The sequence below is a fragment of the Rhizobium sp. SEMIA 4085 genome (genome assembly GCF_013004495.1).
GTDB lineage: Bacteria > Pseudomonadota > Alphaproteobacteria > Rhizobiales > Rhizobiaceae > Rhizobium > Rhizobium gallicum.
The window spans coordinates 1-3,660 of record NZ_JABEPH010000482.1 but is presented as its reverse complement, the minus strand read 5'-3'; the positions used below and the strand labels follow the sequence as shown (position 1 = coordinate 3,660).

General features: G+C 60.8%; 4 protein-coding genes. 2 read left to right on the top strand and 2 right to left on the bottom strand.

Going from position 1 to position 3,660, the window contains the following annotated elements; translation table 11 throughout:
• A partial coding sequence (locus C9413_RS29525) for an ankyrin repeat domain-containing protein (RefSeq protein WP_246703886.1) occupies window positions 1–543 on the top strand: 543 nt, incomplete at its 5' end.
• A 41-nt stretch (window positions 544–584) separates the two neighbouring features.
• Window positions 585–1,106: a YHS domain-containing (seleno)protein gene (locus C9413_RS29520; protein ID WP_039844363.1), complete on the top strand. Its 522-nt coding sequence runs from the start codon at window positions 585–587 to the stop codon at window positions 1,104–1,106.
• A 2-nt stretch (window positions 1,107–1,108) separates the two neighbouring features.
• Here C9413_RS29520 and C9413_RS29515 read toward each other — a convergent pair whose 3' ends face one another.
• Together C9413_RS29515 and C9413_RS29510 are read right to left on the bottom strand one after the other, a co-directional pair.
• Window positions 1,109–3,325 carry an adenylate/guanylate cyclase domain-containing protein gene (locus C9413_RS29515; protein ID WP_039844362.1) on the bottom strand — a complete coding sequence of 739 codons (2,217 nt, stop codon included), beginning with the start codon at window positions 3,323–3,325 and terminating at the stop codon, window positions 1,109–1,111.
• 93 nt (window positions 3,326–3,418) lie between these two features.
• A partial coding sequence (locus C9413_RS29510; protein ID WP_170251301.1) for a cytochrome c-type biogenesis protein occupies window positions 3,419–3,660 on the bottom strand: 242 nt, incomplete at its 5' end.

Here is a 3,660-nt window from a genome sequence, read left to right as displayed (position 1 = left end):
CGCGCCTGGGGTGGGGCTCTGCACGATGCGGCAAGGGGCGGCAATCGCGAACATGCCGGCCAGCTTATCGATCAGGGCGCGAATATCGCCGAGCCGGACGCCGCAGGAGAGCCGCCTTTACTGATCGCGGCGCTTGCCGGAAACAAGGATGTCGTCGCACTCCTTCTCGAAAAAGGCGCCGATATCGAGATCAGAAACAAGGGCGGCCTGACGGCGTTGCACGCGGCAGCCTATGGCGGGCACCTCGATGTCGTTGAGCTGCTCGTATCGAAGGGTGCGCTGATCAATGATGAAAAGAACTTCTACCAAATGTCGCCGCTTCATGCTGCGGCCGAAGAAGGTCATGCCGATATCGTCGCCTTCCTCGTCGCGCACAAGGCAAACATAGAGGCGAAGGAACGCAACGGCTACACGCCGTTGACGCAGGCCGGATGGCGATCCCACTGGGATGCCGCAGACCTGCTGTTGAAAGCGGGCGCTGTTTGCCAGCAGGCCGACCTGGTCGGCGAGTGGCTGTATGGCGAGTGCACGAAGCGGAAATAGCGCTTGCTGCATCTCATCGCCCGAACTGGGAGAATGGACACATGTCATATCGCAAGCAGACGGGCGGGACTCCCGCCTACATTATCGCTGGCGCGGCGATCCTCTTGGCGTTTGTGCAGCCGGCCTCGGCGCAAGAGCCGGTGAATACCGGCTATTTCGGGGACGTGGCGATCAAGGGCTACGATCCGGTTGCCTATTTCACCGAGAACAGGGCCGTGGAAGGATCTCCGGTCTATTCGTATCGTTGGCTGGGTGCCGAATGGCATTTCACCAGTTCCGAAAACCGCGACCGCTTCATCGCCGAACCAGGCAAATATGCGCCTCAATACGGCGGCTATTGCGCTGACGGCGTTTCCTTCGGAACCGTCACGACCAATATCGACCCCAAGGCATGGCGGATCATCGATGGCAAGCTCTATCTGAGTTACGATCCCGGTGCCGCGGAAGGCTTCGAAAAGAAGCCGACCAAGGTCGTCGACTCCCAAAAGCACTGGTCGGAGGTGCAGAGCACCCTGATTTCCGACAAGGTGCGCAAGGACTGGCAGGATATGTCGGCCAAGTGAGTTCACGGGGTCAGCGAGAAGAACTTCAGCGCCTGCGGGGTTACGTGAACATACTGTGCGCCGGCTTGTCCGGCGTCCTTGTTTCTGTAAACTTGCCCGCACACCATGCGATCGAGAAAATAGCCGCCGAACCGCTCGCAGAGCCTGTTGCCCTGCACCTCCACCGTGCCGGTGATGTTGGTATTGGCGCTGCGGTAGGCGGTATTGCCGGCCTTGTCGAAATACTGGACGAACACCGTTCCGTTTTTGTGTTTTCCGCTCCACGTCTTGTCGCTGATCAGGTTGCGCAAGGCGTCTGCATCAAGCTGATCAGCTTCCGAACCGACGAACCCAAACGGCCATTCCGGAATCCCGGCCGCGCGCAATCCCGCTAGATGGTGCTCCAGGTCGTCTTCGCGCCAGTAGTCGTAGAGATAGTGGTAGTAGGTAAGGTTGGCGTCCGGAAACAGTTCCAGAAGCTTGGCCTTTTCCTTCGCGCCGCGAACCCGGTCCCCTTCATACGCATAAGCTGCCGTCAGGTACTCGCGCGCAGGCTCTGCGTTGGGCAGCGCATCCCGCGCCGCCTCGATGAGCGGAATTGCGCGCCTGTTGTCCCGCGCAGTGTAAAAGACGATTCCGGCCAGCAGCCGGAAGCTCGACGGTGGAGCGGGATCGAGCCGCAAAGCCTTTTCCATCTCAGCTACGGCTTCTTCGTGACTTCCCGTATGGGCGAGGATCAAAGCCAGGTTGCCGAAGGCCTCCGCACTGTTGGGCTGCGCCTGTACCGCCCGGTTTGCCGAGTCCCGCGCCTCCGCGGCCCGACCGTCAACCAGCTGCAGCAGGGCGAGAACGGTGTGGGCGCGTGCATTGTCGGGGTCGAGCTTGAGCGCTTGTCCGGCCGCATCATAGGCGATCTTGCGCGCCACAGCCGCCGACCAGAGGAAGTTGTAGTCGTTGCGCCAGACGTCGACGGCAACGCGCGCAATGCCGGCATGCGCATCAGCAAAGTTCGGATCGAGATCGATCGCCTTCTGATAATAGGACAGCGTGCGCCGATAGGTTTCCACGTCGCTGTAGGCGAGGCCCTCCTGCTCCGCCCGCATGTAGTAATCGTAGGCTTCCAGATTGTCGCTCGGTATCCGCTCCAGCTGGGTGCGCTCGCCCTCGCTGAGTTCCACCGCGAGCGCGGAGATGATCTTGCCGGTGACGTCGTCCTGGATTGCGAAAAGGTCGGCATATTGGCGGTCGTAGCGCTCGGCCCAAACCGAAAGTCCGCTCAGCGCGTCGATCAGCTTGACGTTGATCCGCAGCCGCGGCCCCGCGCGCTGCAACGTGCCCTCGAGCACGTAGTGGACGCCGAGCTCCGCCGCGACATCCTGAATCTTTCCTTCACCGTTGCGAATGGCAAATACTGAATGTCTGGCGATGACGAAGAGCCCCGAAACCTTGGACAGTTCCGTGATCAGGTCGTCGGTCAGCCCCTGCGCCAGATGATCCTGCTCCGTATTGCCGCTGACATTGATGAACGGCAACACCGCCACCGAAGGTTTGTCCGGCAAGGGATAGGCGAAGCGCTCGACCAGCGTTGGCGTCAGGCCAAGCTCCCACGGCTGCCACCAGTAAGCTGTGGCAGCGGCCAAAAGCAGGACGGCAATGGCAGCCGCCAGCCCGGCAGGCATCCTCAACAGACGCTTGAAGCTTCTCGGCGATGTCTGGGCTTTATTCGGATCCAGCACGACCCGGTAGACGCGGATCGGCTCGACGATGCTCTTCGCTTTTTGCCTGCCAAGCGAGGTGTAGCCGACATCAAGCTTGGTTTTTACCTGATCGTAAGTCGTGCCGGAGATCGCAATCCCGCCCGGCTCGGCAAGCGCCTGTATGCGGTCCGCGATATTGACGCCATCACCCTGAATGTCGTCGCCCTCGACAATGATGTCTCCAAGGTTGACGCCGATGCGGAAATCGAGCCGCATCGCTCCATCGTCGGATGCTTTTAGCAATGCCTTCTCGCGCTGTACGTCTATTGCGCAATGCAAGGCATCGACAACGCTGTGAAATTCAACAAGTAGGCCGTCTCCCATGGTCTTCACCAGCCGGCCGTGATGTTCGGTGATCTTGGGCAGGATGATGTCGTCCATATCCGCCTGGAAGCAGCGGCGCGTGCCCTCTTCGTCGATCTGGCTCAAACGGCTGTAACCGGCGACGTCAGCGATCAGAATTGCTGCAAGACGGCGCTTCATGTCTTCCCCGCATGCTGCGATGGCTCCCGGGCGCGCATCTTACCGCAGGTTGATTTGCGAAGCCATTATGCTGTCAGCAAGATGCGGGCGTGATCACCTGCCAAGCAGTTCGTCGAGCTTTGCCTGCTCCTCCGCCGTCAGCGGGAGACCGGGCGGCTTTCCCGCACGCCGCCGCGCGAACACCAGCAGCGAGACGCCACCTACGATGACAAGGAGCACGGGCGCGGTCCAAAGCAGCATGGTGCGGGTACTGAGGCGAGGCTGCAGCAGCACGAATGCGCCGTAGCGCGAAACGATGTAGTTCAGTACCTCCTCGTCGGTGTCGCCATCGGTGA